The 5,254-nt window shown below is 72.1% G+C and carries 6 protein-coding genes; all 6 read left to right on the forward strand.

The genetic code is table 11. From position 1 onward, the window contains the following. The first annotated feature begins 406 nt into the window (after nucleotides 1–406). The 6 genes from BJF83_RS00995 to BJF83_RS01020 all read left to right on the forward strand — a co-directional run bounded on the left by BJF83_RS00995 (nucleotide 407) and on the right by BJF83_RS01020 (nucleotide 5,160). Nucleotides 407–622, forward strand: a complete 216-nt coding sequence (locus tag BJF83_RS00995) for a hypothetical protein (RefSeq protein WP_075924803.1) — start codon at nucleotides 407–409, stop codon at nucleotides 620–622. 94 nt (nucleotides 623–716) lie between these two features. Next, nucleotides 717–1,214, forward strand: coding sequence for a hypothetical protein (locus BJF83_RS01000; protein ID WP_075924804.1), 498 nt, complete (start codon nucleotides 717–719; stop codon nucleotides 1,212–1,214). Between the two features lie 693 nt (nucleotides 1,215–1,907). Then, a complete protein-coding gene (locus BJF83_RS01005; RefSeq protein ID WP_075924805.1) occupies nucleotides 1,908–2,648 on the forward strand; it encodes a hypothetical protein in 741 nt (246 codons plus the stop codon). An 82-nt stretch (nucleotides 2,649–2,730) separates the two neighbouring features. Next, complete coding sequence (locus tag BJF83_RS01010; RefSeq protein WP_075924806.1) at nucleotides 2,731–3,531, forward strand: hypothetical protein; 801 nt, start codon at nucleotides 2,731–2,733, stop codon at nucleotides 3,529–3,531. 66 nt (nucleotides 3,532–3,597) lie between these two features. Beyond that, nucleotides 3,598–4,503, forward strand: coding sequence for a hypothetical protein (locus BJF83_RS01015; RefSeq protein ID WP_075924807.1), 906 nt, complete (start codon nucleotides 3,598–3,600; stop codon nucleotides 4,501–4,503). Nucleotides 4,504–4,659: 156 nt separating this feature from the next. Continuing rightward, nucleotides 4,660–5,160: a hypothetical protein gene (locus BJF83_RS01020; protein WP_075924808.1), complete on the forward strand. Its 501-nt coding sequence runs from the start codon at nucleotides 4,660–4,662 to the stop codon at nucleotides 5,158–5,160. Nucleotides 5,161–5,254: the final 94 nt, after the last annotated feature.

Here is a 5,254-nt window from a genome sequence, read left to right on the forward strand (position 1 = left end):
GCCGCCGGGATCGTTCCCGACGAGCAAGGACGCCTCGGACTGATCGGCCGCCGGGTGCTGTCCCGCCTCCTTCGCCGAGGTGGTACGCGAACTGCGAACCGCGCTGGCGCTGCTGGGCGTTCCTGAGGACATCGCCTGCGACGGGGCCGCCTGGCGCGCCTGGCTCAAAAGCTGAGGGCACCCATCGTTGCGGTCAGCGGTGGCGCGCCATGGGGCCAGGCGGTGAGGTCACGGATCAGGCGAACCCGCCGGTAACCCGGTACCGGTTCGCGATCGTGTGGATGGCCGACCGGCCGCACCCCTCCCCGAGGGGGTGCACTCAGCCGGTACGGCCCCACCCACCCCTGGAGCTGGCGGTGTGAGGCCCTGGCCCCGATCCCGGCACCGAGAAGGAGAAGGTCCGCCCATGGCGCGCACCAGTGCCCGTTCCTCCCCCGCCGACCAGGAGCGCACCGTGCACCGCGACACGCTGCTGTGCGAGTACGGGCGTCTGCACGGCGGCGCCAACGCGGCGTTCCAGCTCGCCCAGGACAGCATCGACGCTCTGGCCGGACGCTACGTCGGCGCCTGGACGGTGTCCCCGCCGACCGGGTGGCCGCGATCGGCGTCATCGCGATGCTGATGGACATCGACAAGGGGGTCCGGGAGCTGCGCGAGGACGTCCAACGCCTGGACGGGACCATGGGCGAGACGGCCCACGGGACGGAGGAGGACCAGTGGAACCCCTGAGGCTGAGCCCCTACCTGGAGCAGGCCGCCGCGGCCCTGGCCCCCGGCCCCGACACCCTGGTGGCCCTGGCCCGGGGGCGGCGCGGCTTCGCGGCGGCCGGTCTGGTCAGCGCCCTGCTGGAGGCGGAGGCAGTCCCGGCCCGCGACGCCTTCACCGTCGGCGACCGGCTCTGCCGCACCGCGTTGGCCGCGCTGGACCCGCTGCTGAGTAAGGACCTGATCAACGCGCACGGCGAGGGCACCCGGAAAAGGGACATCGACGTCCTGATCCCCGTCGCGCACACGGAACTGGCGTTGGCCTCCCCCGAGGGTGTGGACCGCATCGCCGACTCCATGATCACCCTGGCCGCCGCGTTGGAGGAGCTGTTCACCCACCTCGGTGAGAGCACCGCCGCGGGCACCGGCCAGGGCCGGGCGATGGGCGTGTGCCGAGCCGCGGCCACCGAGTTGTGGGCGGCCTACGGCGGCGACAGCGGCAGCTGGTGACCCCTCACAGGTGGGTGTGGCCGTCTTCGGCGCGGGTGATGACCACCGCGGTGGACATGGCGGGAAAGTGCACCGCGCAGCACGCGCACACCGACACCGCGAGTTCGTCGGCGGCCACCGCCTGGGCGAGTCGGCCCGCGCCGGTGGCGCTGTGCCCGTTGTAGGCTCGTAGGTGACGGCCACCAACTCCGTGCCCCGGTACCAGCCGCGCGCGTGGTCCCCCAGCCCGTAGCAGCGGCGGTCCTGGTGATCTGCGCCGTGGCGCTGTCGGTGCAGGCGGCCCCGCCCCTCGCGCAGACAGCACGGGCACTTGGGCGCGCCGATGGTGATGCCGCGCTCGGCGAGCTGGGCGCGGCGTCGGCGGGCCAGGACGGCGGCCACCGCGCGCTGGACACTGTCGTTGCCGTCCAACTCATCAAGGTGTTCGGCCGCGGCGAGCAGGTCCGGGCGCTCGCGTTCGCTGAAGTAGATATCACCCAAGGCACGCCCGCGTGTGCTGGCCATCGCGTTGTTCTCCGTTCACCCGGACGGTCGGGGCCACCCCCGCTGGGAGCACCGTAGACCGCAGGGGCGGGGCGTGCGGGTGGTTTGGGCGAACACGCACCAGACGCGCGCGGTTCCCCCCACCTCCACCGAGGTCCGCGGCGCGCCGCTACTTTCTGTCCCAGACCGGTCCACACGAGGAGGGACGCGATGGCGCGTGAGGCCAAACGGGCCAAGCAGGCACGGCGGGACAAGAGGCGGCGCACGAGTGTACCCGCACCGCAGGCGCCCGTCTTCCCCGAGCAGGAGATGCGACGTCTGGCCCAGGCCTGGGACCGCGCGGCCTCCTCGGGGCTGATGGAACAAGGCCAGGACATCAAGTACCACTTCGCCCCGGACGGGCGGGTGCTGTCGGTCGCCACGGGCAAGAACGGGCAGGTGCTGGCCAACGGTGAACGCCTCACCCCCGCCACGGCCGACCGGTTGCGTGCGCAGATGCCGCTGCTGGCCCCGATGGTCACCTTCTACGAACGCAACCAGATCGCCGGACAGGGGCTGAACGGCGCTCCCGAGGACGGGGTGTCGGCTCTGCCGCTGCCCGAGCCGTACCGTGAGGCGCCCACCGTGGACGAGGACGCCCTGGCGCGGGCTCGCGCCCTGACCGATGACCTCATCACCCAGGGCCGGGTGGCCCAAGGGGCCGGGGCGATGGTCCTGCCCTCCCAGCACGGGGTGCTGGTGGCCGTGGGCGGCCGTGACGGGGAACTGTACGCCAACGGCCGCGCCCTGACCGCAACCTGGGCGGACCGGTTGCGCGCACGCATGCCGGACCTGGCCCGGGACGTGGACCGCCTCCAGGCCATCGGCGCCGAGTGGCAGGACACCCCGCCTCAGGACCGCTCGTGGGCGCTGGGGGCGTGCGACGACCCGAACTGCCACGGAGTGCACTGAACTCGTGCCCGTCGGGCACCGATGCGACACACCGGATGGCCCTCATCTCCCTGTGGCCAAGGCACGGGCCAGACTGGCCGGTATGTCGATCGAGAGCAGCGCCCCGGTCACCGTCGAGCAACTCCTCAACGCCTTGGCCGCCTTGGGTCGGGGTCCGGTGGCCGACCCCGACCTACGTCCCGGGGGACCCAGGGCCGAGGACCTGCCGCGGTTGTTGGGCGGGTTGCTGGCGGTGGTGGAGTTGGAGATCGCGGCGCAGGTGCGCCCGGCCGCACAGCCCCCCGTCGACCTCGCCCACCTCCTGCTGGCATGGCGGGAACAGATCGGCGACGACCGCATGGCCGAGGTCGTGCTCGCCAACCGAGCCCAACGCACGGCGTTCGACTGGGGACTGGGGGAGGAGGGGCGCAGTGACGTGGAGCGGGCCACGGCCCACGTGCTCATTGCTGCCCAGGCTCTGATCGGCGCCCATGCCTGCCACGCCCCGGCGACCGGCCGCCAGGTGTTGGTGCATGACGCTCAGGCCGCCCTCACCCAGGCCCTGGTCGTGCTCCGCGGCTCCCAGACCGGTAGCGACGGCCCGGTCGCGCTGGTGGCCGCCGCGGCTGCCGACGGCCACCCCACATCGGCGCTCACCGACCGCGACCACCTCTTCGGCGCCGTCGACCACGTCCAGTCCTGGCACCAGGCGGGACCGGCCCCGTGCGCGTCCTGTCGGCGCCGGGTTCGCGTCCGGGACAGGGGGTCCCGGGGTGTGAACCCCCGGGTACCACCAGACGGTCACCTCTGGCCCGGGCCGGTTCCGGTTCGCGAGTGGCCCGCGTGCCCGATGCTGCCGCTCACCCCGGCGCACGGGCCAGTCTCGGCGTGCACGACCACGTAGGGTCTTCTGCACGTGCGGGTTGATCTGCGACAATTCCGGATCCATCCTCCTGGAACGGAGTCGCGTATGAGCGTGCCGATGCCTGACGTGTCCACCCCCGAGGGACGTTTCATCACCGCCTATGGCTCATGGCAGCACGCCCGCATGACCGCCGGGCTGGCCATGCTCACCGCCCCACCGCCCCAGGCGCTGACCCTGGCCGCGAACATGGTGCACTGGACGATCGAGTTCGATCAGACATGGGAACACCTGGAGGGCGCCCCCTACACCACGGCCCGTGACGCCCACCCGGCCCGCGGCGTGCTCTCGGCGCTGCGGGTGGTCCGCGAACGGGTGGGGGTGGTCTGCGCCCTCGAACTGGGCGAGGACGGGCCGCTGTGGCGCCCAGCCCAAGACCTGGGGTTGGGGCCGGTGGACCGCGAGGTCTACGCCGAGCACCTGGGCGGGCGCGGCCTGTTCGACACCGAGACCACCGTGTTGGACCTGCTGATCAACGGCGAGGCGGTCGCCGACGGGCGCGGGCGCCAGGTGCTGGAGGAGGTGTCGTTGATGTGGCAGGCCGGTGACGAGGCCCCGCACGAGATGGACCCCGAAACGCGCCAGGCCATGGACGAGTCCTTGGACGAGTTTGGGATGTTTTCCACCCACACCCCCGAGGAGATCGAGGCCTACCACGCCGAGCGCGGGGGGTACTTCCTGACCCTGGAGGTCGGCGACGACAAGGAGCACCACACAGCGGGGGCGGTCGACGGTCCCCTGGGCGCCTGGTACGCGCTCATGCGCCAGGTCGGTGGCACCAGCTACAGGGCCCTGGCCATGGGGACCGTCTACCTGTTCAAGGGCGAGTACGCCCGCAACACGGTCCGTGAGCTGGCCCAGGTCGCACGCGCCCTCAACCCCGGCCACTGGGAGGTCGTGGAGGGGTACCGGCCCCCGCCCGAGGAGCAGCAGACCGACCCCCAGGAGTCGTAGGGCGCCGGCACGCGCCCGTAGGCCTCCCCCGCCCGGTGCGGGCCGGGGAGGCCGGGTGGCCACAGCCGGTCAGGAAACCCGCACACCCCACAACTGTCGTCACCGTGTGTTATTCGTGCGCACATGTCCTTTGATCGTCGTCGTGTCCAAACGGCTGTGACCGGCCACCCCGACAGCGCCGACCCGGCGTACATGCCCCTCGACCCCGACGAGGCCGACCTGTTCCGCGATCACGCCGACCAGCGCCAGGACACGTTCTGGTGCGGGGTGCTGCTCGGCGGGTGCGGCGGACGCCTGTCGTTGAAGATCATCCGTGAGCGCGACACCGTCCCCCACTTCGCGCACCGCGCCGATTCCAACCTGTGCGCCCGCATGCACAAGGGCGGGGAGGACACCCGGGGCGGGCACAGCGCCGACCACCTGTACGCCCACCGCCACCTGCGCACCTGGCTGGACGGGCACAAGCGTGCCGTGGACACCCCGCCCACCTACAAGGGGCTGGGGCGGGGGCGGGCCTGTACCGAACTGATCATCCCCACCTCCCACAAACCCCTGCGCCTGGTCTTCACCCACGACCTGGACCACGACCTGGTGGCCCTGGCCAAGTCCCGTGAGGCGCACGACTATGTGTGGCTGGTGCGCGCCAACGAGGCCTGAGGGGCCCTGCTGTTTCCGGACAGGCTTTGAACCGTCCGCATCACGCGGCCAGACGCATCTCCTGATGGGCCGCGTACACCTCCGCAGGAGTGTT

It is taken from the genome of Nocardiopsis sp. CNR-923 (assembly GCF_001942255.1).
Taxonomy (GTDB): Bacteria; Actinomycetota; Actinomycetes; order Streptosporangiales; family Streptosporangiaceae; genus Nocardiopsis.

Bases quoted from the DNA above. Each gene is read 5' to 3' on its own strand.
- BJF83_RS00995 (WP_075924803.1), top strand. From the start codon at position 407: ATGGCGCGCACCAGTGCCCGTTCCTCCCCCGCCGACCAGGAGCGCACC.
- BJF83_RS01005 (WP_075924805.1), top strand. From the start codon at position 1,908: ATGGCGCGTGAGGCCAAACGGGCCAAGCAGGCACGGCGGGACAAGAGG.
- BJF83_RS01010 (WP_075924806.1), top strand. From the start codon at position 2,731: ATGTCGATCGAGAGCAGCGCCCCGGTCACCGTCGAGCAACTCCTCAAC.
- BJF83_RS01015 (WP_075924807.1), top strand. From the start codon at position 3,598: ATGAGCGTGCCGATGCCTGACGTGTCCACCCCCGAGGGACGTTTCATC.